Genomic DNA, 25,590 nt, shown 5'->3' on the forward strand with positions numbered 1-25,590 from the left:
ATTCAATGAGAGGGTGTTTGTTGCCCCTTTGTGTTTGGCGGTGCTACACGTGCGACTATGTGTGGGAAAACGCCGAGTGACAATATGACAGCAAGGCCAGCACCATATGTGATTTCCAACCCAAAACGCTGCGAGGGTGGAAAGTCGGAAAGGGCAAAAACAGAAAAGCCAATCATAATTGTGATAGTGGAAACAAGCGCTGGCCAGCTTTGGCTATCAAGGGCGTTTTTCCAGATTTCCCAGTCCCTGATTGACGTGGCACCTCTTTCTTTCATTTGTCGTCTTGCGGTTACTGTCAGGTGGATCATGTTATCAACAATTAGGCCAAGGCAGATATTCATGGCGGGAGATGAAATAATATCTATGGGGATGCCAGCAATACCGAGTGTACCGAGCACGATTGCAGAAATAGACGCGGCGCAGACCATGACTCCGACTGTGACCATCAGACTAGATGAAATAATAAAAGCGATAACACCAAATAATAAAATGAGCGTTAGAATGCCCATTGTCATGCTTTTTGTTACAGAGGCGGCCAGTTCACCTTGCAAATAATAGGTGCCACCAGTAAGGGTTACGGCAAAGCCATGCTGCGCTGGTATTTTCTCAATTTCATTAATAATTTCAAGCCTGTCACGGTCGCGGCCTGCCTCTATCATACGCAGCATAAACAGGGCGTGCGTGCGTTCCTTGTTCACAAAGCTGTTGGCAACTGCGCCGTATTCAGGCTTTGACAGAATATCAAGCAAGATATTCCAGGGTAATAGCTTGCCAAGCCAGTGCTCATCGCCTTCCGCCATAATAACCGGTAATGATATAACCGAGCCAACCGAAGCATGTTCGCTTAAGGCTTGCTGCAATTCCCACATACGGTCATAGGAATCTCCCTTATCAAGCTTACCAAGGTCATTACGGCGAATAACAAGCAACAGCGGGTTACTGCCGCCGTTGTCATCAACATAAAAAATGCCTTTATAGATTTTGGAATCTTCTTTGAAATAAGACAACAGGCTTGGGTCCGTGTTTAATTTGCTGATGCCGGTTATGCCTAGCCCTAAGGCAGCCCCAATAGTGATAACCAGTAAAACCCGGGTAATGTGCCTTGCCCTAGGGAATTTTCTGGCAAGCATATAACTGAAACTGGACGGGTTTACCTGTGCCATCCGCAGAAATGCTGGGAAAATGGTGTAGGCACATACAAAGGCACAGGCCGTGCCAATTGTGCCACCAATGCCAAGTTGGTTTAGGGGCTTTGCTTCAACAAAAATAAGGCTGCTAAAGCCCAAAAGGGTTGTCGTACCTGCCCAGAAAGAAGCAGGGAGCGTGTGGCGGATAGTTTCCTGCAGTTTTGCACCGGCAACTTTGTTTTCCGAATTACACCAGTTCGAAACCAGAAAAATAATGTGCGACAATGTCAGAACAAAAACAATAGTACCAAGGTTTGCGGTTAGAATTCCGATGGGGATGCCCATAAAACTTTGAAGGGTGAGGGTAAGAACCGCCGCCGTAACGCAGGTAACAACGGCGCCAGAAACAACAGTGGCAGACCTGAAAATAACACTCAGCACCAAAGCACTGAGGATCACAGCACCTAGGGTGAACACTTTCATGTCATTTGTTAAATTGCGGCGAATTTGCTCAACAATATAAGGCAGGCCTGAAATATGAATACTGTAGCGTTGACTTTCCTCTTCGCTGGCAATTTGTTCAACCTTTTCAACAAGGCCTGCGAAGTTATCTGTGTTTATGAATGCAATAACAAAGCTAGATTTTTCATCTTTGCCGATAAGCAGTCGTTTCCAAAGTGGGTTTTTTCTTGCTGCATCAAGGTCGTCGGGGCCGTTTGTAATGCTTTGTACGGATGTAACGCCCTTTAGCGCTTTGATGCGTGTTGTGAGGCTGCCAATTTTTGTGATAAAATTAGGATCTTCAATACTGCCTGCTGTACCAACATTCAGAAGTATTTGCTGGTTAGAGGGGAATACCTCTCGGATAGCCTGATTTTTTTTGTATATGCTACTGTCAGAGGAAAAGAAAAAGTCAGGCGTAACTTCTGGTTCCAAGTCTACATTCAGGAAAAATGCTGCCCAGATAGCAATAACAAAAACCGGCACAGCGATATAGATAAGGTAGCCTGAAATGCCTTCAGTTTTGGGAAGAATTTTCACACAGACTACTTTCGTTTTCTGATTGACAAAAAGGATATCACCAGCACGCTTTTAGCGTTGCACAGAATGAACTGCCGTGCAACGCCTGTGATTTTATCTAGTCTAAAGCACTGACAGGTTTATGGTCTTTGTTAACGGCAACCATAATAAAATTTGCCTGACCACAGTGTCGCCTGTTATGAGAAAATAGGCTTTCTGCCCAAAGCTCAACAGCTACAGCCATGGAACTATTGCCTGTGCTGGTTACATGCGAATATAGTATTATAATCTCACCTTTTTGGACTTGGCTGGTAAAGTCTGCCCGCTGTGATGAAGCCATAACAACGGCTTTGCGGCAATGCCTTGTTGCTGTAATAGAGGCAGCTTTCCCCATGGCGGCGAGGGCATTTCCGCCGTACAGACTGCCATAATGGCTGGTTTGCTCAGGGAACACAATATCAACCATAGCTTGGGTTTCGAGTGTATCTATTGTAGTTTTGGCTGGTAAGGGCGGCAAGATGCCGCCCCCTTTATTAAACTCTGCACCAACAGCAACCATGTTGAACTGGCCTCTGCTGCAAAGCCGCCTTTCACCAGTTAGCAGGGCTTCTGCAATCAGTTCAACTGTCACGGTAAGCGACCGCTGACCAACACGTGTGACATGGGCATTCACATCGGCTATCTCACCAACATAAGCAGGGGCCTCAAAATCAATATGCTCACACGAGGCGGTTACGAAGTTTGCTCTTGCATAGCGCGCGGCAGCTATAAAGGCTGCTTTGTCCATTTGCGCCAACCCTACACCCCCAAACATGGTGCCGTGGTGGTTGGCATCACCCGGGAAGATGATGTCAACCAAACGGGTTATGCCTGTATAGGCTGCACTGTCAGTCATGTATTTCGGCTTTCTGCATGTTGGCGAAGGTTTTTGGCGGCGGCTACCATGGCAATCAGGGCCGGGCGCACTTCGTCCCATGAGCGTGTTTTTAAGCCGCAGTCAGGGTTTACCCAAATTTGGGTTGCCTTTAAAAGGCCGTTGGCTTTTTCAAGCAGGTTGCTTATTTCGGCCGTTTTGGGGATGCGCGGTGAGTGAATATCATAAACGCCTGGCCCAATATCATTTGGGTAACTGTAGGATACAAAGGCATCCAGAAGCTCCATTTTAGAGCGAGACGTTTCAATGGAAATGACATCGGCATCCATCGCAGCGATAGAGGATATAATGTCATTAAACTCGCAGTAACACATATGGGTATGTATCTGGACTGCATCCGTCACACCGCTGGTTGCAAGCTTGAAACAGGCAACAGCCCACTCAAGATATGCACTCCATTCCAGACGCCTTAAGGGCAGCCCCTCTCGAAGTGCAGGTTCATCAACTTGAATAAGGCGGATGCCCGCAGTTTCAAGGTCCGTCACTTCATCTCTGAGGGCAAGGGCAATCTGTTTGCATACGTCAGCGCGGGGCATGTCATCGCGGACAAACGACCATTGCAGCATGGTAACGGGCCCGGTTAACATGCCTTTTACGGGCCTGCTGGTAAGGGACTGGGCATATGCGGTCCATTCTACTGTCATGGCGTGCGGGCGGGCAACATCGCCGTATATGATAGGGGGGCGCACACAGCGTGAGCCGTAGCTTTGTACCCATGCGTGTTTGGTAAAGGCATAGCCGGCCAGTTGTTCACCAAAATATTGTACCATGTCATTACGTTCAAACTCGCCGTGCACCAATACATCAATGCCGATCTCTTCTTGCCAGCGAATGGCTCTTTTTGTCTCTGTTTTCAAAAAAGCATTGTAGGCTGTAGGGCTTAGTTCTCCTTTGTTAAAGGCGGTACGGGCCTTGCGTACCTCAGCTGTTTGGGGAAAAGACCCAATAGTCGTTGTTGGGAAAAGTGGTAAGCCGGTGGCTTCCTGCTGTAGGAAACTGCGTGTTTTAAACGGGCTGTTTCTACTGGTTAATTCAGAGCCTGTAGCCTGCACACGGTTTTGTACGGTTTTATTGTGCACCTTGTCAGAAGTAGCGCGTGCTTGCAGGGCTTTGGTTGCTGCTTGCAGCGCGCCTGCGACAGTCTCAACACCTTTTTCAAAAGCTTGACCAAGGGTTGATAACTCTGCCATTTTCTGGACAGAGAAAGCTAGCCAGCTCTTTAGGTCACTATCCAGTTCTGTCTCAAGTTCAAGATCAATGGGGGTGTGCAGGAGCGAGCAGGAAGGTGCAAGCTCAATGCCTGTTAAACCACGTTCCTGAACTACCGGTAATAGCCAGTCATGCAGCTTTTGCAGGTCTGCCCGCCAAATGTTCCTGCCGTCAATGACACCAAGGGACAATATCTGGTTTTGCTGAAGCTTTTGCCTGACTGCTGTGAGTTGTTCTGGTGCGCGCACCAAATCTATGTGTAGGCCGGCAACAGGTAGGGATGTTGCTATGTCAAGATTGTTACCGAGGCTGCCAAAATATGATGTTAGCATAATTTTGAGCGAGGGCACTGTTTTAGCAATTTTGCTATATACCCTTTTGTAGGCTGCACGCTCTATTTCGCTGAGATCCAACACAAGGGCGGGTTCGTCTATTTGTAACCATTCCGCTCCTGCTGCCTGAAGTTGCTCCATAAGGTCCAGATAAACTGACAGTATCTTGTCAATCAGGTTAATACATTCTGTTGTACCATCTGTGCATTTGCTCAGTTTTAAAAAGCTAATAGGCCCAAGGATTACGGGGCGAGTTTTATAACCGATCGCTAGCGCTTCGCGGAACTCATCAACCGGTTTTGTGGATGCAAGGGTAAAATCTTGATCGGGCTCCAGTTCCGGCACCATATAGTGATAATTGGTGTCGAACCATTTGGTCATTTCCAGTGCTGGCACACCGTGGGCTGGTGCGCTGTGACCATGCACGCATATGGGGTGCGAGGCGCCGCCTACGCTGCCCCGTGCCATGGCAAAATAGGTTTCAAGGTTCACTGGGCCGCCGCTCCAGCCATAAGCTTTGGGAATGGCACCAACCATAACGGCAGTATCCAGAACATGATCGTAAAACGAAAAGTCATTTGATGGTATGGTGGTAATGCCAAGCGCGTGTTGGCGCGCCCAGTTGGCGCACCGAAGGGCTGTTGCTGTTTCAGACAGGTCTTTTGCGCTTAGCTGGCCAGACCAGTATTTTTCGAGGGCAAATTTTAGCTCTCTGCGTGGCCCAATTCTGGGCGTTCCAAGTGATGCAATTGATAGAGTGTTTTTAGACATAGGCTTAACCCCAAATGTTGGGGGCAAAGGCCAAGGGGAAGCATGCCTGAACAAGCAGCAAAAAGCTGGCGTTAAAGCATAAGCATTCCTCCGGGGCACCCCGCCCGAGGACGTTCAATTTTGTCGCGGCAGGTCTCCTGACTTGCGGGTCAATGCTTTTGTCCGGCCTTCCCGATGCATGACACATCAGTGGCTGATAGTGGACAGAAGCTCACCGCCTACAGTTGCGGGGGCAGTTTTGGCATTGCTTGGCCATAAGCCTAACGCACCAAATTCCCTCTTAGCTCTTGGCCAAGTGTGGCCAGAGAACCGTGACAGGAAGCGTGTAGCATTCTTGTGGGCATGAAGTCAATCATAATATAAAGATTTCTTTATATTATGATTGACTGTGTGGTATTTTACTCTATTTTTCGATTAAAAGAGCAGCCCCAAAGTATTGAAATACAATTTATTGAAGAAATGCCCAATTAAGGGTTTCTTTTTGGGGAAGGCTTTTCTATATTTTCGACATTATGTGTAAGTATTGAATAGATCGATTGGGGTATCTATGCCGAGTAATAAAGTTTCTACTGTAAAGAGTAGCGTCTTAAGCCTGTCTGAAGAGTATGTTGAAGCTGATATTGCTCTTCCTAAAGTAGCAGCAGATGCCAATCTGATTCCAGATACAGATTTCTCCAATCAACACGGCGTTGAAGACCGTGGACATGTGGGCGGCTTTCTGTGAGTGATGGCAGCGGTACGAATGATGTTCTGAACAGCTTGCCGCGGCTATTAGACGGAGATGTTATCGGTCTTGCGTATGACAGTGAGACGGGCTCGTTGTGGGTATCAGTGAACGGTGTATGGCAGAACGGAGCTGATAGGAGCGAGCGGCGCTGATGTTGTGAGCGACTTTGAAACCGATGAGGATATACTTGATATTTCTGGCGCAGGAACAGGGTTTACTGGTTTAAGTGATCTTGTAAGCGCGACGACAGAAACATCTATGAATGGTAGTGACGGCGTGCTGATAGAGTTGAGTGCGGATAATGTTCTCTTTATCAAAGGGTTAAGTCTTGCCGAATTGCAGACGCTCTATGATGGCGGTAATGTGCTTATATAGACTGTTCAGCCGGATAAAGGGCAGTGTGGTTTTTATGCTGCCCTTGATTGACGTGTTTTGACCGTTTTCATGGATATGCTGGAATGTACATGGTCCACCCCGGGTAAGTGGAAAACCCGGTCATTGAGAAACAGTTCATAATCCCGGATATTTTTAACCAGAATATGCAGGATATAATCATACTGACCTGTAACAGAATAGCAGGCCAGTATTTCCGGCATGCGGCCCACAGCTTCTTCGAACAGTTTAACATTGTTTTTTGAGTGGCGGTTTAGCGTGACCTGTGCAAAGGCGGTTAGCTCAAAGCCAACAGCGTCGTGGTTAATGGTTGCCTGATAGCTTTCAATGACACCAGCATCTTCCATTGCCTTGATGCGCCGCCAGCAGGATGCTGTAGAGGCACCTACCTGTTCAGCAATTTGCTGGGAACTGAGTTTGCAATTCTCCGTGAGCAAAGCCAAAATTTTTTTGTCTATTTGATCTATTTCCATTTTGAAATAATAATCCAATATATATTTATATATGAAATATATTAATCATAATACGATATAAATATAATAATTATGAAATTAAATATAGGATAAAATGAATTACAATTGCATTTAATGTCAGAAACAATGAATGCGAAGTAATATTATGGGCCATATTGATCTCTCTTATGAACTGAAGGACCGTTACAAGGCGGGACGTGAACGTGTTTTTCTAACAGGCACGCAGGCCATTGTCCGCATTATGCTGATGCAGGCTGAGATGGACAAGCGGGATGGCTTGAATACTGCTGGTTTTGTGAGTGGATACCGTGGATCGCCGCTAGGGGGTGTTGATCAGGAAATGTGGCGTGGTTCCAAGCTTCTTGAGGCAGCGAAGGTTAAGTTTTTACCCGCTATCAATGAAGAGTTGGGCGCAACTGCAGTTCTTGGCTCTCAGCAGGTGGAAACAGACCCAGACCGCGATGTTGATGGGGTGTATGCCATGTGGTACGGCAAAGGCCCCGGTGTTGACCGGGCAGCAGATGCCCTGAAACATGGTAATGCTTATGGTTCATCACCAAAAGGTGGCGTTCTGGTGGTTGCAGGCGATGATCATGGTTGTGTGTCATCCAGTATGGCGCACCAGTCTGATGTGGCATTGATGGATTGGTTTATGCCGATCCTTAATCCGGCAAGTGTGGCTGAATTTGAAGAGTTTGGTCTTTATGGCTATGCCCTTTCCCGTTACTCGGGCATGTGGGTTGGCTTTAAGGCAATTTCTGAAACGGTTGAAAGTGCACAGTCGTGCGAGGTGAAGCCGCTGCCAACCTTTACTATCCCGGCTGATTTTGAAATGCCTGAACTTGGTGTCCATTACCGCTGGCCAGACCTGCCGGGACCACAAATTGAAAACCGCATGGTCGCTAAAAAAGGGGCGGTTCTTGCCTTTGCGCGGGCGAACCCAATCGACAGAATTATCCTGAATCCAAAAGCCGCACGATTTGGCATAGTAACAACAGGCAAGGGCCACCTAGACTTGATGGAAGCGCTTGAGAGGCTTGGTCTCGATGAAGCACGCCTCACAGAACTTGGTGTGGGTATTTATAAAGTTGGCATGGTGTGGCCGCTTGAACTTGCAGGCATGTGTGAGTTCCTTGAAGGCAAGGAAGAAATTCTGGTTGTTGAGGAAAAGCGCGGCATTATTGAGAGCCAAATCAAAGAATATATCTTTTCCCATGAAGGTGCGCCAGAATGCCGTGTGTACGGCAAAGAAAATGCTGATGGCTCTGAATTGTTACCGTGGGTTGGGGAACTAAGCCCCCTTATGGTGATGAAGGCTGTTTCCAAGCAGCTTGGTAAAATGTTTAGTGCCTCTTTTGATACGATTATAGCTGAGGCAAGCAGTAAACCAACAAAAGCTGCCCCCATAACAGACATTTCCCGAATGCCCTATTTTTGTTCGGGTTGCCCGCATAACAGGTCAACTGTTGTGCCTGAGGGGAGTAAGGCCCTTGCAGGGATCGGGTGCCATTTTATGGCTTCGTGGATGGACCGGAAAACAGAATCGCTCATTCAGATGGGCGGCGAAGGTGTGAACTGGGTTGGCCGTTCGCTGTTTAATGGCGGCAAACATATTTTTCAAAACCTCGGTGAGGGTACATATTTCCATTCAGGATACCTGGCTATTCGTCAGGCGCAGGCAGCAAATACCAATATTACCTATAAGATTCTGTTTAATGATGCTGTGGCCATGACTGGCGGTCAGCCGGTTGACGGCCAGATTACAGTACCTGCTATTGTTAATCAGGTGCGGGCAGAAGGTGTTAGCTGGATCAGGGTTGTGAGCGACGAACCTGAAAAATATAACACAGTGACCCTGCCATCTGGTGTATCTGTGCATCACCGCGATGAGCTAGATGTATTGCAGCGTGAATGCCGGGATATTAAGGGTGTAACTGTACTGGTTTATGATCAGACATGTGCCGCAGAAAAGCGCCGCCGCCGCAAAAAAGGGCAATTCCCGGACCCTGCAAAGCGTGCGTTTATTAACCACGCCGTTTGTGAGGGCTGTGGTGATTGCTCGGTTCAGTCAAACTGTTTGTCCATTCAACCAAAGGAAACAATGGCGGGCCGCAAGCGCCAGATTGATCAGCATTCCTGCAACAAAGACTATTCCTGTGTTAATGGCTTTTGCCCAAGCTTTGTTACGGTGGAAGGCGGTATGCTCCGTAAACCGCAGGCCCTTGAGATTGATGGTTTCAAGGATGCTGTAAGCGGGCTTACGGCGCCTGATACCACACTCGCACGTGCCTATAACTTACTTATAGGCGGTGTTGGCGGTACCGGAGTTGTGACCATTGGTGCCGTGATTACAATGGCGGCTCATATTGAGGGCAAAGGCAGCTCGGTTCTTGACTTTATGGGCTTTGCACAAAAAGGTGGTACGGTTCTGAGTTATGTAAGGCTTGCAAACAAGCCATCGGAGCTGCACCAAGTGCGTATTGAAGAAGGCAGTGCCGATGCTGTTGTTGGCTGCGATATGGTGGTAGCAACTGGACCGCAAGCAATGAAAACATTGGCAGACGGCAAAACCCGTATTTCTTTAAACCTTGAAGAGATACCTACAGGTAACTTTACGACAAACCGTGATGCTTTGATGCGTGCAGACAAAAGGGTTGCTCTTTTAGAGGCGGTAGCGGGTAAAGACAATTTCAATGCTATCAATGCCAGCAAAATTGCGATTGATCTTCTGGGCGATTCCGTTTTTTCAAATATGCTAATGGCAGGCTATGCATGGCAGCAAGGCCTTATCCCGGTGTCGCTTGAGGCAATGATGCGGGCGATCGAGCTTAATGGTGTAGCTATTGAGAAAAATCAGGCTGCTTTCCATTGGGGCCGGCTTGTTTTTGCAAAACCAGAGTTTGTGTTCAGCAACATTGAAACGCCGTCAGCACCGATGAAACCTGATTATGCGGGCCTGAAGGCTTTTCATGCGGCATTCCTGACAAAATATCAGAATGCAGCATACGCAGAAAGATATAATAGCTTTATGGCAGCAGTTGAGCAGGCTGATACGACGTTGCTTGGCGCGCCTAAATTGTTGTCAGAGACAGTCGCGCGCGCTTATTACAAGCTTCTCGCCATCAAGGATGAGTATGAAGTGGCACGGCTTTATACTGATGGTAGTTTCGAGGCTGACCTGAAGAAAACATTCGAGGGTGACTATAAGGTTAAATACCATATGGCACCGCCCATATTTGGTGCGAAAAAAGGCCCGAATGGACGGCCTAAAAAGTATCAATTCGGCCCTTGGATGAAACTTGCACTGCGTGTGATGCGCCAGTTCCGTTTCTTGCGGGGCACTGCTTTTGATGTTTTTGGTATGACAGAGGAACGCAGAAGCCAGCGCGCTATGATTACAGCTTATGAAAAGCTTGTGTCTGATGTGCTGGCAAGCATTAATGCCGATAATTATGCAACGGCGGTCACTGTGCTTGCAAAAGTTATGGATGTTCGTGGGTATGGCCCTGTATTTGACGAATCCCTAATTAAATACAATCAGGAATTGCCAGCTTTAATAGATGGCTATAGAAACCCTGAAGTGAACACAAAAGCAGCATAAGATTTGGAGTGATAGTATGTTTAGCAGTATGGCTAGTTTGCCAATTGACCCAATATTGGGTTTGATGGCGAAGTTTCGTGAAGACCCGAACAGTGATAAGGTTGATCTTAGTGTCGGTGTTTATAAAACAGCTAATGGGCATACGCCTATTTTTGAAGCTGTGAAAGCGGCAGAGAAATACAGGCTGGAGACAGAAGACACCAAAGCTTATATCGGCATGATGGGTACGCCAGGCTACAATGATGCGATGCTTCGTCTACTCATCGGCGCTGACTACCCAAGTGACCGCATTGCTGCTGCGTTAACGCCAGGCGGCTGCGGCGCGCTAAGGGTTGCGTCAGAGTTTTTGATGCGGGCAAACCCCGATGCAACCGTATGGGTAAGCGACCCAACATGGGCAAACCACATGCCTCTTATTGGCGGCGTTGGTTTGAAAATTAAAACATACCCTTATTATGATAAAGCATCCCACGGTGTGAACTTTAGTGGCATGATTGAAACTCTAAAGGGGTTGGGGCCAAACGATGTGGTGCTATTGCATGCATCCTGCCACAACCCATCAGGCGCTGATCTGTCTCCGGCTCAGTGGGACGAGATTGCCGCTGTTGCTGCGGAGCGCGGTTTCATTCCTTTCATTGATAGTGCGTATCAGGGGCTGGGTGAAGGGCTTGATGCTGATGCGTACGGCATTAGAAAAATCGCTGCCTCTGTTGAGGAAATGATCCTTGCGTCTTCCTGCTCTAAAAACTTCGGTCTGTACCGTGACCGCGTTGGTCAAGTGGCTGTGATGACCAAAGCAGACCGCAAAGAAGTTACTGTTGGTCAGATCAGCTCGATTGCTCGTGGTATGTATTCAATGCCGCCCGCGCATGGCGGCGCTGTTGTTGAGCATATTCTGACAACACCGTCGCTTACTGCCTCATGGCAGAAGGAACTGGCGGGTATCTGTTCATCTATCCAGACATCCAGAACCCTCTTGAAAGCTGGCTTGGAAAAGGCTGGTGTTGAAGGTGATTTTGCTTACCTGATACAAAATCAGGGCATGTTTTCTTTCCTTGATTTAACAGTAGAGCAAATTAACAAATTGCAAGCTGATTATTCTGTGTATCTGGTAAACTCTGGGCGTATTAACCTTGCAGGCGTTACGGCTAATAATATTGACTATCTCGCCGCATCAATAAAAAGCGTTACCGGCTAATATAGGCAGACTTATTGCTGAACAATGATAGGCCTGCAGTGAAGACTGCGGGCCTTTTATTTTGGTGTTTTTTAAATTTTCGTATCGGTGTCGGTTAGGCCGTTGAGCCCGTTTAGGAGGATATCAGCGATCATATCAGCGAGTTTTTCAGAGCTTAGGCTACCGCTTGGTTTAAACCAGAGGTAGGTCCAGTTGATCATACCGAGCATGAGCATGGACACCACGGATTTTGCTTTGTGGATGTTGAGATCAGACGGGGCTATTCTATCAGCGAGTTCTGCAAAGGCATGCACGACACGGTTCTGGATCTCGACCACTTCCTTTTTCCGCTCAGGGGGCAGGGAGCCAAGTTCGTTTACGAGCAGGTGATGGCAGTCAACCGTGCGCTCATAAATGATCAGATAGTCTCGAATGATTTTACGCAGCGTTTCCGCGGGCGGCAGGTCTTCCTGCATAAGGCTGGTGGCGCTTGCTTCCAGTTCGCGCACATGGTCGAGCATGGCGTGATAGAGCATATCCTCTTTAGAGGGGTAATAATGGTAGATCAGTGCTTTTGAAATACCACACTTGGCGGCAATACCTGAGATGGAGGCCTTGTGATAGCCTTCAACAGCAAAGACATTGGCGGCTGTCTCCAGAATCTTCTGTTTGCGGGTGTCATAGTCTGCTGACTGGGGACGGGCCATTGATATACCTTTTGTTTTTCCTATCTGTAGCGACCAACACCATAGGATGCAAGTATCCAGAAACCGGGCAGCATATGCGCTTAAACTTCCGTTTTATGATGTCGTAGTGGGTGTTTGGCTGAGCAGGGCGGCCCCGTACAAAGCGGCATCTTTTTCTGTGATCATATAGGCGGGTATTTTCGCGAGCATATTTTCCATGGGCGCTTTATTCAGGAAATGGTTGGTGAACTGGCTTGTTACAATAAAGTCTGCAATCTGCGGCAGGATCCCGCCGCCGAGATAAACACCGCCAGTTGCGCCTTGAGCCAAGGCAATGTCTCCGGCGGCATCACCCAGCATAGAGCAAAATACGCTTAATGTTTTAAGGCAGATGCTGTCCTTGTTTTCAAGCGCCTGTATGCTGATGGTTTTAGGGTCATACTCTTTTGGGGCTACATTCTCAAGTGCACAGATAGCTTTGTAAATACGTGTAATACCCGCGCCGCATAGCAATGTTTCAGTTGTCACGCGACCAATCGTTTTGGAAACCTCTGCCCACACATCGACAGCATCTTTGCCTAAGGGTATAAAAGACATATGCCCTGCCTCTGTGGGTACAACGGTATAGTTATGATCGTGTTTCACGAGTATTGCTGATCCAAAGCCAGTGCCTGGCCCCATGATGCTAATGGCGCCAACAGGGTTGTCGCTCCCTTTGTATAAAACGGTTACATCTTCCATGTTAAGGGCAGGGGCCGACCGTGCAAGAGCTTCAAAATCATTAGCCAGTAAAAGTTCTACTAAGCCAAATTCGTGTTTTAGGGCGGCTTGGTCCAGATGCCAGCCAATGTTAGTGATATGCGCTTTCCCTTTTGACACAGGGCCAGCTACAGCAAGGCAAGCTTCTGTTGGTATATCCCCTTCAAGGGTTGAAAGGTAGGTATGCAGGATACTAGAAAAATTTGAAAATTCCGCACAAGTATATGTTTTATAATACAAAAGTATAGGTTTGGATTCTGCACTGCTGCAAACAGCAACTGCAAGCCGCGCATTTGTGCCGCCAATATCTGCCACCAAAACTGAGCTAGTATGAGTAGGTTGCTTTGCCGCCATATGACCCTGTTACCCCTTGTAGTATACGTTCATGCGTTACGGATTATGGCAATGAATATAGGAAAAAGGTTTTTATGCCAAATTGACAGCGCTGTCAAAGATCAAAAAGTTTGCTTAGCATGTGTTTGATACGGAGTAACGGTAAAAGGGTACTTTTTAGTGTGGATATAGGGGGACTGGTTTTATACTATATTGGTTTCATAAGGTTCAATTGCTGTATGAGAATGCTGCGAATACTATCACTTGTGATATCTGATGAAATAAAGCTGTGTAACGTGGCTGATGTTCCAATGTGTGCTAGAAGCAGTGCGCTGGCCTGAATGTCGTAGTCAGCCCGTATCTCGCCTTTTTCTTTTAGCTTGGTTAAGGTGTGTTCCATCAGCCTTTGGCTACTTTCTGTTGACTTTGCAAGAGCGGCCCGTATTTCCTTATCTGTGAAGCAAGATTGTAAAATATGTATATTCAGATGATGTAAACCGGGGTTTTTCTCGCCAGAAAGTTCGTCTGCACCGGCATGGAAAAATGCTTTTAGTTCTTCCAAGCTGTTTATTTGAATATTTCCCCGGTGTTCATTCGCCCATTCCAGAAGTTCGATGATAAGTTCACGCTTGTTTTTAAAGTGTGTGTAAAGCGCCCCTATGCTTAAGCCGGCCTGTTCACTTATCTGCTTCATGGTTGCAGCTTCGTAGCCACGTTCTGTAAAACACATTATGGCCGCGTCCAGAATTTGCTGCCTTCTTTCTTGCATGTGTTTTGGGTCGCGTTTGGGCATGATGGTGTATTCCTAAAATCGCATGTTCTCTGTTTATAAGCTTGTTTATCAGCTTGACATAAAAATAAAAGAATATAAGTTCGCTTTAAATAAATGAATCATGGTTCTTTTATTTTGAAATAACAATATAAAAATAGAAAACATTCAGAGAGGATAGAAAATGAAGGTGAAAGCAATTTGCAATATTGTGGTGGCGTATCTGTTTTTCGGCATGGCGGGTGCGGTGTTTGCCGAAACGACGGTTATTCATGCAGGACATATTATTGTCGAACCGGGTAAGCCGATTCTAGAAAACTACAGCATTATTGTAGAAAATGATAAAATTACAGCGATTAAGCCCGGTTTTGTTGAGGGCGATAAAACGGTAGACCTTAAAGGTGCTTATGTTTTACCGGGCCTTATTGATATGCACACCCATGTCACCCTTAGCTTGAACCTAATAGATCCAACGGCTAGCATTTTAAGGGCTGGTGTAGGGCGGATACCACCACTGGTGTTTGCCAGCCTGCCAAGGGTGCAACAAGTATTACATAATGGTTTTACAACAATTCGTAATCTTGGTGACCCTGCAAGTATCACATACGACCTACGCGATGCCATTAATCAAGGCATTATTGAAGGGCCGCGTATTTTAGCGTCAGAGCCGCAGTTTAATGTCTCGGGTGGTGATTACGATGCCTTTTCTTTTGGAGTAAAGCCTGAGGCTGAGCACTTTTTTGAAAACCGAGGGACATGTGACGGTGCCATTGACTGCCGCCGTGCCGTGCGAGAAGAAATTCACCGTGGGGCTGGCGTTATAAAGCTGCGTATGGCCGGGCTTGGTTTTATGGATAACGATATTGGTGCGATCGAGTATGAGGATGAAATCAACGCAATTGTTGATACAGCTCATAAGCTGAACCGAACCGTTGCTGCGCACTCAAACTCAAAGCCTGAAGGTAACCGCCTAATTATTATGGCCGGTGTAGATAGTATCGAACACGGCCCTGTTGCAGAGGCTGAGGTTAAGCTAATGAAAGAGCACGGAGTTGCTCTAACACCGACACTTATTGCCAATGAAACAGCTAAATCATGGATGGATGCCATAAAAGCCGCCACGGGCCGCGATGTTTATCAGGAAACCATTGATGGTGCTAAAAATGCTTATAACACGGGTGTGATGATTGTATATGGAACCGATCTGGGCTTGTTTGGGCCTGAAAAACAGCTTGATGAGTTTGAATTGTTGGTAAAACAAGCGGGCATGACACCAACAGATGCCTTGAAAGCGGCTACTATTAATGCTGCAACGGTACTAAATATGCAGGATAAAATTGGTAGCCTTAAAGACGGTAAATTTGCAGATATCATTGCTGTTTCTGGCAATCCCCTTGCTGATATTTCGGCTATGAAAAAAATCAAATTCGTTATGAAGGCCGGGAAAGTCTACAAGGATGATAATATCTCCAAATAACATATAGACTAGCATGGTTGTGTTTAGAGGCTTGCAGTGAACTCATTATAGGTGAAATCACTGCAGGCCTTAATTTTTATAGGCGTAATACGGGTTATAAAGGCGTATTTCAGGCATTTATCTTGGGTTCTCTGTGGTATCAAATAACAGTGGTGAACCGAATAAAGGATGGGGTAGGCTAAATGAGATCAATAATACCAAGCTGCATAAGGATATGTTCTATTTATGGTTTTGCGTTGCTGGGCCTTGCAGCCTGTGGCGAAAGTCAGGACAGGGCACCTACGCCAACAAGTTTTTTAATAGAGAATGCCAGTGTTATTGACGGCACAGGCTCTGCTGCACACCGTATAAGTGTTCGCGTTGATGGGGAGCAAATTATTGCTGTTGGTGATTTGAACGCTATGGCTGGCGAACGAATTATTGATGCATCTGGGCTTGTTTTGGCTCCAGGCTTTATTGATACCCATAATCACCACGACTGGTCCATGAAAGAAGACCCAACACTTTTGCCTGCGGTGAGCCAAGGGATAACCACCATCATTGTTGGACAGGATGGTAGCTCAAGCGTGCCAATTTCATCTATGTATGCTTTTTTGGAAAAGTCGCCGGTTGCCCTGAATTACGCTTCTTATGTTGGGCATAACACTGTGCGTGAGCAGGTTATGGGCGATGATAACAAACGCCCGGCAACACAGGCTGAAATTGAGCAAATGGCAGACCTTGTAAGAAGGGATATAACTGCAGGGGCACTGGGGCTTTCCTCTGGGCTTGAATATGACCCGGGCATATATTCCTCAACAGGGGAAGTACTGACACTGGCTAAAGCTGCTGCAAGCCTTGGTGGCCGCTATATTAGCCATATGAGAAGTGAAGACCGTGCCATATGGCCTGCGGTGGAAGAGCTCATCGAGATTGGCCGCGAAACCGGCATGCCTGTGCAGGTGTCACATATCAAGCTTGCCATGCGTAGCCTGTGGGGTAAGGCAGACGACATGATTGCCTTGCTGGATGCGGCGCGCGCTGAGGGTATTGATGTCACAGCGGATATTTATCCCTATGATTACTGGGCTTCAAGCTTGGAGGTTCTGTTGCCGAATAGAGATTTTGAAAACAGGGCAGATTTTGAATTTGCACTCAGTGAACTGGTGCAACCTGATGATTATTACTTGATACAGTTTGCCCCCGCCCCAACCCTTGTTGGCAAAAGCATGGGTGAGATTGCACGAGCGCGCGGCGAAGACCCTATTGATACGTATATGGCCCTTTTAAAAGAAGTGCATGCGTGGGAAAAAGCGAACCCAGAATCCGGTATGGAAACCGAAGGTGTGATGGGGCGCAGTATGCGTACAGACGATGTGAAAAAGCTTATGCTATGGCCTCATACTAATATATGCAGTGATGGCACTTATGAAGGCCATCCTAGAGGATACGGCACATATCCCCGCATTTTGGGGCGCTTTGTACGTGACGAGCATGTAATGCCACTGGAAGTGGCTATCCATAAAATGACAGGGCTTGCTGCAAGCCATATGGGTATTACTGACCGAGGCTTGATTAAGGAAGGCTATAAAGCTGATCTAGTGCTGTTTGATGCGGACACTATTATTGATAATGCTACAATCGCTGAAGCCACAAAGCTTTCTACTGGTATTCAGAATGTTTGGGTAAATGGTACGCTTGTTTACAATACAGGTAATGCAACAGGCGAATATCCTGGTCAGATTATTAGGTATGTGCCTTAATAATAAGGCTATATACCGAGGCTTTTTATGAAGAAAATAGTAAAGGTGGTATTTATTCTGTTGTGCTGGAGTAGTATAGCGCCTGTCGCTGTCGCGGCGCATGACATAGATGCTCCACCTGTTACTGTAGCGCTCGAAACCGAGCTTGGCTCTATTGTTATAGAGGTTTACCGAGGTAAAGCGCCGTTATCAGCGGGTGATTTTTTGAAATATGTTGATACCGGCCTTTTGAACGGCGCAGGCTTTTACCGTGTGGTTCGCGCGGATAATGATAACGGCAATCCAAAAATTGAGGTTATTCAGGGCGGCCTTCTGGATGAAACCAAAGGGCTTGGTTCTGTTGCACATGAAAGTACCGAATTAACAGGCCTAAAGCATGTTGCAGGCGCCGTGTCTTTGGCGCGTGACACTGTTGGAACTGGCTCAGCCGTAGCTTTCTTTATCTGCGTCACTGATCAGCCCTCTCTTGATTATGGTGGTAAACGCAACCCGGATGGCCAAGGTTATGCTGTGTTTGGGCAGGTGACAATCGGTATGGATGTTGTTCGTGCAATTCAGGCTTTACCCGCCAATGCTTCCATAGATGATGCGTATGTTAAAGGGCAAATTTTAGAAAACCCGCTACTGATTTTAAACGCCACAACGCTCACACAGTAAAGCAGGCAGTGTAGCTGAAACAGGACTTCAGGCTTTTGCAAGCTTAAGTATATCGTAAAATATACACCAAATTTCCAGACAGGCCTTGCAGGCTCTGAACATCATTGTATGGTGGAAATGACTATATTGCTATTCTGGCAAGGGCCAGTGTTCCTTATGCCTGAACATAACGATCAAGCTTTCAAAAAGTAACGAGGCCCTATGACCTTACGATCCACTGTTATTGGAATATCTGCTCTATTAACGGGAGCGGGTGCCCTTCATATGGGCATGAGCCTTCAAGGGACGCTTGTTGGGGTGCGGGCCGGGATTGAGAATTTCCCTGCAATTCTGATTGGCCTCATTATGTCAGGCTATTATGCGGGCTTTGTTGCAGGCAGCGTTTATGCCCCCAAAATAGTGAACAAGGTTGGCCATATCAGAACATTCTCTGCTTTTGCATCTTTGGCATCTGCTGCGGCTCTTTGCCATTCAGTTTTTGTAGACCCTGTGAGCTGGCTGGTTTTCAGGGCACTCGCGGGTTTTTGTTTTGCGGTATTAAGCTTGGTAACGGAAAGCTGGCTTAATGAACGATCAAGCAACCTTAATAGAGGTACGGTGCTGGCTGTTTATTTTATGGTGGTGTTGATGTCAGCCGCCTTGGGGCAGATCTTTCTTATCTTTGCATCACCAGCAGGCTACGATCTATTCATCTTGATTTCTGTGATTATTTCAATAGCGCTTGTTCCTATTGCTTTAACATCTATGCCAACACCGGCGGTGAGCGAGCCGCACCGTATGTCACTTGCTAAATTGTATAAGACGTCTCCTGTGGGGGTTGTTGGCTGCTGCGGGGCCGGCTTGGTATCGGGTTCATACGGCGCTCTCGGTGCCGTTTTTGCGCAGGCAAAAGGTTTGGCGACAACTGAGATTGCGATCTTTATGTTCTTGCTCGTTGCGGGCGGCGCAGTGGCGCAGTGGCCTCTGGGGCGGCTTTCAGATAGAATGGACCGGCGCTATGTTTTGGTGGGATTAACCATTACAGCTACCATACTGGGCGTTGCAGTTTGGGTTGATGTGCTGCAGGGAATATTGTGGTTATATACCTTTGGTGCTTTAATGGGAGCGATGCTTTTATCGATGTACGGTGTGGCTATCGCCCATGCAAATGACTTTTTAGAACCTCATGAATTTGTACCAGCCAGTGCTTCTCTCTTACTTATTTACGGGTTGGGTGCCATTTTAGGGCCGATCATTGCGGCTGCCATAATGGGGTGGATAGGGCCAAACGGTCTGTTTATATATTTAGCCGTATTTTCTGGCATAGTAGCCTTGTTTACAATTTACAGAATGACGCAAAGATCTGTTGTGCCTAGCGACGATTCTACAGACTTTGTTTTGGCGCAAGGTATTAGTCCGGTTGCTTTTGAACTTGATCCAAGAGCAGAGGCTGATGATGAAGCATCAGCGTAAGTGCAGCTTAATTTTATAGAGTATATAATGCTTTGTTAATATCTGCGACTTATATCATACTATTATGGGGTGCGGTTAAGGTGAGTGGTTATTGGTAAGGTCGACTGTAGCTGAGAGCATGCGGGTGAAAACTGTAAATTTTGCTAAACGCGCCTTTTTTGTCTTTTCCTTTTTCGGGATTATTGGCCTTAGTATAACGTATGGGCTTTTTGAGGCTGAAAAGCAGGAAACCCTTGCAAAGGCAACAGATAGCCTTGCTCAATACCGGGGTGCTTTAGAGCGGGAGCTGGCGCAAGACCTAGCTCTTACGGCTAGCATGAAATCTTATATTGCAGTTCACCCCCAACTGGACCAAATAGAGTTTTCACATTTTGCGCAGCAACTTTTAATTCAGAAAAACCATATCAGGAATATAGGTGCAGCAAAGGATATGGTCATTAGCCATATTTACCCCCTTGAAGGTAATGAAAAAGCACTTGGATTTTCCTATAAAACGTCAGCCAAACAATATGAGGCCGTGCAAAAAGCCGTCGACGAAGACACCATCGTTCTAGCAGGCCCCTTGACACTTGTTCAGGGTGGTTCAGGCCTTATTGCAAGGCAGCCTGTAGTGTTGACTGATGATGGTACTATATGGGGTGTTGTTTCTGTTGTGATAAATTCTGATGATTTATTCGCAAGTGTTACAGACGCTGCAAAAGGGTTGGATATCGCCATCCGAGGTAAAGATGCTGCGGGCGAAGCCGGCGAAATCATTCTGGGGGAGCAGGCTGTTTTTGATGACCCTGTGTCCGTGAATGCAAGAGTGGCATTGCCTTACGGTAGCTGGTATATTGCTGCTCGATTAGTGAACCCACCTTCTTACACAGTGTTTCATTTTGCCCTTATTCTAACGATTGCTGTTTTGTGCGCGTTAACTATTCTCGTTATACAGCGGCAGTTGGTTTATGATAAGCGGCTGGTTAAAGAAAAGCAGATTGCGGAACAGGCCAATACAGCCAAATCTCGCTTTTTAGCGCATATGTCTCATGAAATACGCACCCCGATGAACGGTGTGATCGGTGTTATTCAGTTATTGCAGGATGAGACACTAACTGCTGATCAGAAGTATCTGGTTGAGACGGCAAAATACTCTGCAGAAAACCTACTGAATGTTATTAATGATATCCTGGATTTCTCAAAAATTGAAGCACAGCAGTTAAAGCTGGAAACTGCGCCGTTTAAATTGCGTGATGTCGTGGAATATGTGCGCCGTAATATCACCCCTCTTGCGCAGGCAAAGAATGTTGGTTTTGAAGTTGTTGGTGTAGCAGAAATTTATCAGTACTGGGTGGGGGACCAAACCAGACTTGGTCAGATATTGTTAAATTTAGCAAGCAACGCGGTTAAGTTTACGGAACATGGGCATGTTTCACTAAAATTCACCTCGATAGTAAGAGATGATGCCTACTTTTTGGAGTGCGATGTAACAGATACTGGTATTGGAATGAATGACGTTGAGCTTAGTAGGATTTTTAAATCCTTCTCGCAGGCTGACACATCTGTAAATCGTAGATTTGGTGGTACAGGATTAGGGTTATTCATTACCAAAACGCTTGTTGAGATGATGGGGGGCACTATCTCTGTTAGGAGTAAGGCTGGGGAAGGCTCTGTCTTTACTGTTTCTGTACCTCTCGAAAAAGCTAATGACACAAATGAAGAAGTAGCGATTACTTTTAATGGTAGCTCATTACCGTCTATGAAAGGCGTTGTCATTTTGCTGGCAGAAGATGTAGACCTCAATGCTATTCTGTTTCAGCGGATGATGGCAAAAACTGAGGCAACTATTCTAAGGGCTGTGAACGGTAAGGAAGCTCTGGATATATTTGAAGATGCAAAGCCTGACATAATCTTTATGGACATTCAAATGCCAGCAATGGACGGTATGACGGCAACGCAACTTATTCGGCATCAGGATCCTCACATTCCTATTATTGCCTTAACCGCGAATGTTATTAGTGATGATGTGCAGTCCTATTATGAAAATGGCTTTACGAAAATCCTTTCAAAGCCCATGAAAATGTCTGAACTGTTCGTGATTTTGGCAGATTTTATGGCCTCAAGAAACAGGTAAACCTCTTCTTTTTTGCTTCGTTAGTAATTTGCTAAGATGTAAATGATATCAATTGTTTACAGCATTTAATTTTATTCTGGATAAGGATGAGTGCTGCGCGGCCTTGTGTCAAACCCGATAGTCTAGAGGAGGCGTTATCATGAGCTCTATACGGTATAGGCTGTGCATCATTACTGTTCTCTGGATTACGGTGACTTTGTCATCTTCTGTCCGTGCCGATGATAAATTTCTGCTATTTGCTAATAACAGTATCAGCCTTTTAACCGGGCAAGGTTTCAAATTACCGGGCGATAAAGTGTCTACGCTCACGCTTGAACATGCTAGTGGTTGGGCATGGGGTGATGTGTATGGCTTTTTGGATGTGCTCGAATTTCATTCTAACCCTAATCAGGATAGTAGTTGGTACGGGGAGGTTTCCCCCCGGTTCAGTCTTGGCAAGCTTGCTGGGTTGAAATTTGGCAATGGTTTGGTAAAGGATGTTCTTGTTTCCACAACGTGGGAACGCGGTAAAAACGGCGTTGAGGCGCTGCTTATAGGCGCGGCAGTTGATCTCAATATTAGTGGTTTTAAATATTTCAAAACAAATTTGTATGCCCACCATAAAGGCAGTTTTGATGTTGGCGCAGATGACATGCAAATTACCATTTCATGGGCGCGGCCTTTTACTGTGGGGGCGCAAAAATTCCTGCTTGATGGTTTTTTAGATTATGAGTTTGGCCTTGGGTCTGCAGTTCCAAACCTGCATCTTGTACCGCAGGTAAAGTGGGATATGGGGGCAACATGGGGTGCGCCCGGAAGGTTTTATCTGGGAACGGAAATTGATATTTGGCGAAATCAGTTTGGTGTGAGAGATAGCGAAACTATGGAAACAAACCAACTTGCAGCCAGTTTGTTGTTAAAGGCCACTTTTTGACGAAAAGTTTGTTGCTGCTGGCGCGGCTGCCTTTATAACGGGGCTGGTTTGTCACTAGGTTGTGTTGTTTTCTATGAAACAGAATTCCCGAAATATTGAGAGTAACCAGTCAGGCCCGCATGACAGGTTGGTGGAAACTGTCAAAAAGCATTTGGCTCATACTTTTCAAAAACCGATTGCAGACCATACGCAGGTTGTTTTTGATACACTTGAACAACAGTTGGCGGGTGATAGCCGCAGCCTGATACTGGATGCCTGCTGCGGTGTGGGCGATAGCAGCCGGCACTTAGCGACGAATTATCCTGATCATTTGGTTATTGGTATTGATAAATCCAACCATAGGCTAAGCCGCGAGCGTGACGGCCTGCCTCCTGAGAACCTTATACTGGTACGGGCTGATCTGAACGATTTTTACCGGCTAGCACATAAGGCAGGCTGGAAGCCTGCTCGGCATTATATCCTGTATCCTAACCCTTGGCCAAAGTCGGTTCATTTAGGGCGGCGCTGGCACGGCGCGCCTGTGTTTCCATCTATTATTGGCCTTGGGGGGCACTTTGAAATGCGCTCAAACTGGAAACTGTATCTGGAAGAGTTTCAAATAGCCCTTACCGTTGCGGGGTATAATAGCACGCTTACCCTTTATAACCCTGATGGTTTGTATCTGACGCCGTTTGAGAAAAAATATCATGAGAGTGGCCAGATGCTGTGGCGTCTTGAAGCATTTCTCTCAAATTAAGGGTGTCATTTTCAAAGAATGGCTCTTTGAAAGCAATTTTGCTTGTCGTGTGCTGTAATCAATATACTTCATAGTGAATGAAAATATGTGAAATGGGGAAATGTGTTATGACAGACTTGATTAAAACGGAAACCAAGGATCGTATTCTGGTCATTACATTAAACCGGCCAGATAAAAAAAACGCTCTGACACATGCAATGTATACGGCAATCGCAGATGCTTTAGCTGCTGCACGGGAAGATGAAAATACCCGCGTTATTGTTTTTCAAGCGAACGGGGATGCCTTCACTGCCGGGAATGACTTAATCGATTTTCAAAAAGCAGGTGGTTTGGAGGGTGCACAGCCTGTATTGCGGTTTTTGAACGAATTATTGATCTCTGAAAAGCCAATTATCGCAGCCGTAAACGGTATTGCGGTTGGGGTTGGCCTTACCATGCTGTTGCACTGCGATCTGGTTTATATGGCTAAGGGTGCTGAGTTGCAGGCCCCGTTTGTCGATTTGGCACTTGTGCCGGAAGCGGCGTCATCGCTGTTGTTACCAGCAAGAATTGGGCATGTCCGTTCAGCAGAAGTCTTTATGCTAGGAAAGCGTGTATCCGCAGAGGAAGCATGCGCATGGGGCCTTGCAAATACTGTATGTGCTCCAGAAAAGCTAGAGGCAGTTGCTTATAAGGCTGCGCTGGCTTTATCGAAAAAAGCACCAAAATCTGTACAAACCGCCAAGCGCCTCATGCGCGGTGATAAAAGTGTTATCGAGGCACGCATGCAGGAAGAAAGTAGGTATTTTTCTGATCAATTGAAATCAGCGGAATTTGCGGAAGCGGTTACGGCTTTCCTGCAAAAGCGGGCTCCTGATTTTCAATAAACCAGGTAGTATTTCAATATAATATTATACCCGCCAGCTTGAAGCTGCTAGAGCTATCCTGTATGCAAAAATACAGTATTTGCTCTGGTGGATAAATGTATGACAAATGATAAAAACGCCGGGCTAGCCGCTAGACCTCATTGGATAAGCCCTGAAATGTGCCTTATTTTAATGGCTGGGGGTGCTCCTTTTGCGTATTCTATCTGGTCGGCATTATTGAATAATTTTGCCGTAGAGGCAGCGGGCTTTACCGGGCGTGAGATAGGTATCTTGCAAAGTCTGAGAGAAATTCCCGGCTTTTTATCCTTCACGGCGGTTTTTATACTGCTGGCTCTTAGAGAGCAGCATTTTGCGATCTTGTCGCTTGCTGTTTTAGGCTTGGGCGTTGCTGTAACTGGGTTTTTCCCCAGTGTTTACGGCTTGTATTTCACAACGGTTTTAATGTCGATTGGCTTTCATTATTATGAAACGGCACAGATGTCGCTTTCTTTGCAGTGGATACCGAAAGCAACGGCCCCGCGTGTCATGGGGCTGCAAATGACAGCAAAATCAATCTCATCCATTGTTGCTTATGGCTTTATCTGGTTATGTCTTGAACTTGCTGGTGTGCAATACGCATGGCTTTTTGCCATTGGCGGCGGTGTGACGGTTGGTCTTGCCGTTTTTATATGGCTTGCCTTCCCAAAATTTGAGCACGGCGAACCGCAGATACGCAAGCCTGTGCTGCGCAAGCGGTACTGGCTATATTATGCCCTTACCTTTATGGGGGGTGCGAGACGCCAGATTTTTGTGGTTTTTGCAGGCTTTCTGCTGGTTACCAAGTTTAACTTTACCGCAGCTGAAGTAAGTGCGCTTTATCTAGTCAACCACCTTGCTACCAGCTTTTTTGCACCGCTTTTAGGGCGCTGGATAATTCGCTTTGGTGAACGCAATGCTCTTGTGATTGAGTATATTGGCTTGATCGCTGTGTTCTTGGGATACGCTTATACAGAAAGTGTTGTGGTTGCATCATGCCTTTATGTGCTCGATCATGTGTTTTTTGCCTTTGCTATTGCCCAGAAAAGCTATTTACAAAAAATTGCTGATCCCCGCGATATAGCATCTACCAGTAGTGTTAGCTTTTCTATTAACCACATTGCTGCGGTTCTTATTCCGTGGCTTTTTGGGGCTTATCTGTGGACCAAGTCGCCAGCACTGGTTTTTGTTGCGGGAGCTATTATGGCGTTTATCTCTCTCCTTTTGGCGCTTTTTGTTCCGCGCCAGCCAGAACCCGGCCGCGAGGTGGCTTTTATGCATGCTGCAACACCAATGGCGGCTGAATAG

At 46.5% G+C, this 25,590-nt stretch carries 20 protein-coding genes and 1 riboswitch; of the genes, 13 read left to right on the plus strand and 7 right to left on the minus strand.

Going from position 1 to position 25,590, the window contains the following annotated elements; all coding sequences use genetic code 11:
- Nucleotides 1-2: 2 nt before the first annotated feature.
- The 3 genes from ICL80_RS07250 to metE all read right to left on the minus strand — a co-directional run bounded on the left by ICL80_RS07250 (nt 3) and on the right by metE (nt 5,393).
- Nucleotides 3-2,168, minus strand: a complete 2,166-nt coding sequence (locus tag ICL80_RS07250; protein WP_194215423.1) for an efflux RND transporter permease subunit — start codon at nt 2,166-2,168, stop codon at nt 3-5.
- 97 nt (nt 2,169-2,265) lie between these two features.
- Complete coding sequence (locus ICL80_RS07255; RefSeq protein ID WP_194215424.1) at nt 2,266-3,042, minus strand: acyl-CoA thioesterase; 777 nt, start codon at nt 3,040-3,042, stop codon at nt 2,266-2,268.
- On the minus strand, nt 3,039-5,393 hold the full coding sequence (metE, locus tag ICL80_RS07260) for a 5-methyltetrahydropteroyltriglutamate--homocysteine S-methyltransferase (protein ID WP_194215425.1): 2,355 nt from the start codon (nt 5,391-5,393) through the stop codon (nt 3,039-3,041). Before metE ends, ICL80_RS07255 begins: the two co-directional genes overlap by 4 nt.
- Nucleotides 5,394-5,503: 110 nt before the next feature.
- Nucleotides 5,504-5,722, minus strand: a riboswitch (cobalamin riboswitch).
- Between the two features lie 218 nt (nt 5,723-5,940).
- Between metE and ICL80_RS07265 the strand changes: the two genes are divergently transcribed.
- Complete coding sequence (locus ICL80_RS07265) at nt 5,941-6,117, plus strand: hypothetical protein (RefSeq protein WP_194215426.1); 177 nt, start codon at nt 5,941-5,943, stop codon at nt 6,115-6,117.
- A gap of 114 nt (nt 6,118-6,231) precedes the next feature.
- The gene (locus ICL80_RS07270; RefSeq protein WP_194215427.1) at nt 6,232-6,495 is read left to right on the plus strand and encodes a hypothetical protein; all 264 of its coding nucleotides are present in this window, start codon (nt 6,232-6,234) and stop codon (nt 6,493-6,495) included.
- Nucleotides 6,496-6,527: 32 nt separating this feature from the next.
- Here the strand turns inward: ICL80_RS07270 and ICL80_RS07275 are convergent, their stop codons facing one another.
- The gene (locus ICL80_RS07275; RefSeq protein ID WP_194215428.1) at nt 6,528-6,986 is read right to left on the minus strand and encodes an Lrp/AsnC family transcriptional regulator; all 459 of its coding nucleotides are present in this window, start codon (nt 6,984-6,986) and stop codon (nt 6,528-6,530) included.
- Nucleotides 6,987-7,116: 130 nt separating this feature from the next.
- Here ICL80_RS07275 and ICL80_RS07280 point away from each other — a divergent pair, with 130 nt between their 5' ends.
- Both ICL80_RS07280 and ICL80_RS07285 read left to right on the plus strand, forming a co-directional pair.
- A complete protein-coding gene (locus ICL80_RS07280; RefSeq protein WP_194215429.1) occupies nt 7,117-10,587 on the plus strand; it encodes an indolepyruvate ferredoxin oxidoreductase family protein in 3,471 nt (1,156 codons plus the stop codon).
- A gap of 16 nt (nt 10,588-10,603) precedes the next feature.
- Entirely contained in the window at nt 10,604-11,785 is a 1,182-nt protein-coding gene (locus ICL80_RS07285) for an amino acid aminotransferase (RefSeq protein ID WP_194215430.1), read from the plus strand.
- 71 nt (nt 11,786-11,856) lie between these two features.
- Here the strand turns inward: ICL80_RS07285 and ICL80_RS07290 are convergent, their stop codons facing one another.
- From ICL80_RS07290 to ICL80_RS07300, 3 genes are all read right to left on the minus strand, one after another.
- On the minus strand, nt 11,857-12,471 hold the full coding sequence (locus tag ICL80_RS07290; protein ID WP_194215431.1) for a TetR/AcrR family transcriptional regulator: 615 nt from the start codon (nt 12,469-12,471) through the stop codon (nt 11,857-11,859).
- 93 nt (nt 12,472-12,564) lie between these two features.
- Complete coding sequence (glk, locus tag ICL80_RS07295; RefSeq protein ID WP_194215432.1) at nt 12,565-13,563, minus strand: glucokinase; 999 nt, start codon at nt 13,561-13,563, stop codon at nt 12,565-12,567.
- A 187-nt stretch (nt 13,564-13,750) separates the two neighbouring features.
- Nucleotides 13,751-14,335: a TetR/AcrR family transcriptional regulator gene (locus ICL80_RS07300; protein WP_194215433.1), complete on the minus strand. Its 585-nt coding sequence runs from the start codon at nt 14,333-14,335 to the stop codon at nt 13,751-13,753.
- A gap of 160 nt (nt 14,336-14,495) precedes the next feature.
- Between ICL80_RS07300 and ICL80_RS07305 the strand changes: the two genes are divergently transcribed.
- The 9 genes from ICL80_RS07305 (at nt 14,496) to ICL80_RS07345 (ending at nt 25,590) form a co-directional block, all read left to right on the plus strand.
- Nucleotides 14,496-15,788: an amidohydrolase family protein gene (locus tag ICL80_RS07305; protein WP_194215434.1), complete on the plus strand. Its 1,293-nt coding sequence runs from the start codon at nt 14,496-14,498 to the stop codon at nt 15,786-15,788.
- Between the two features lie 182 nt (nt 15,789-15,970).
- Complete coding sequence (locus tag ICL80_RS07310; RefSeq protein WP_194215435.1) at nt 15,971-17,530, plus strand: N-acyl-D-amino-acid deacylase family protein; 1,560 nt, start codon at nt 15,971-15,973, stop codon at nt 17,528-17,530.
- Nucleotides 17,531-17,557: 27 nt separating this feature from the next.
- Nucleotides 17,558-18,187, plus strand: coding sequence for a peptidylprolyl isomerase (locus tag ICL80_RS07315; RefSeq protein ID WP_194215436.1), 630 nt, complete (start codon nt 17,558-17,560; stop codon nt 18,185-18,187).
- A 201-nt stretch (nt 18,188-18,388) separates the two neighbouring features.
- Nucleotides 18,389-19,639, plus strand: coding sequence for an MFS transporter (locus ICL80_RS07320; RefSeq protein WP_194215437.1), 1,251 nt, complete (start codon nt 18,389-18,391; stop codon nt 19,637-19,639).
- 124 nt (nt 19,640-19,763) lie between these two features.
- Nucleotides 19,764-21,752 (plus strand): hybrid sensor histidine kinase/response regulator, encoded by a 1,989-nt coding sequence (locus ICL80_RS07325; RefSeq protein WP_194215438.1) that lies wholly within the window; start codon nt 19,764-19,766, stop codon nt 21,750-21,752.
- A 139-nt stretch (nt 21,753-21,891) separates the two neighbouring features.
- Nucleotides 21,892-22,665: an outer membrane protein OmpK gene (locus tag ICL80_RS07330; RefSeq protein WP_194215439.1), complete on the plus strand. Its 774-nt coding sequence runs from the start codon at nt 21,892-21,894 to the stop codon at nt 22,663-22,665.
- A 73-nt stretch (nt 22,666-22,738) separates the two neighbouring features.
- Entirely contained in the window at nt 22,739-23,401 is a 663-nt protein-coding gene (locus ICL80_RS07335) for a tRNA (guanine(46)-N(7))-methyltransferase TrmB (RefSeq protein ID WP_194215440.1), read from the plus strand.
- A gap of 107 nt (nt 23,402-23,508) precedes the next feature.
- A complete protein-coding gene (locus ICL80_RS07340) occupies nt 23,509-24,267 on the plus strand; it encodes an enoyl-CoA hydratase-related protein (RefSeq protein ID WP_194215441.1) in 759 nt (252 codons plus the stop codon).
- 99 nt (nt 24,268-24,366) lie between these two features.
- Nucleotides 24,367-25,590 carry an MFS transporter gene (locus ICL80_RS07345; protein ID WP_194215442.1) on the plus strand — a complete coding sequence of 408 codons (1,224 nt, stop codon included), beginning with the start codon at nt 24,367-24,369 and terminating at the stop codon, nt 25,588-25,590.

The sequence above is a fragment of the Kordiimonas pumila genome (assembly GCF_015240255.1).
GTDB classification, from domain to species: Bacteria; Pseudomonadota; Alphaproteobacteria; order Sphingomonadales; family Kordiimonadaceae; genus Kordiimonas; species Kordiimonas pumila.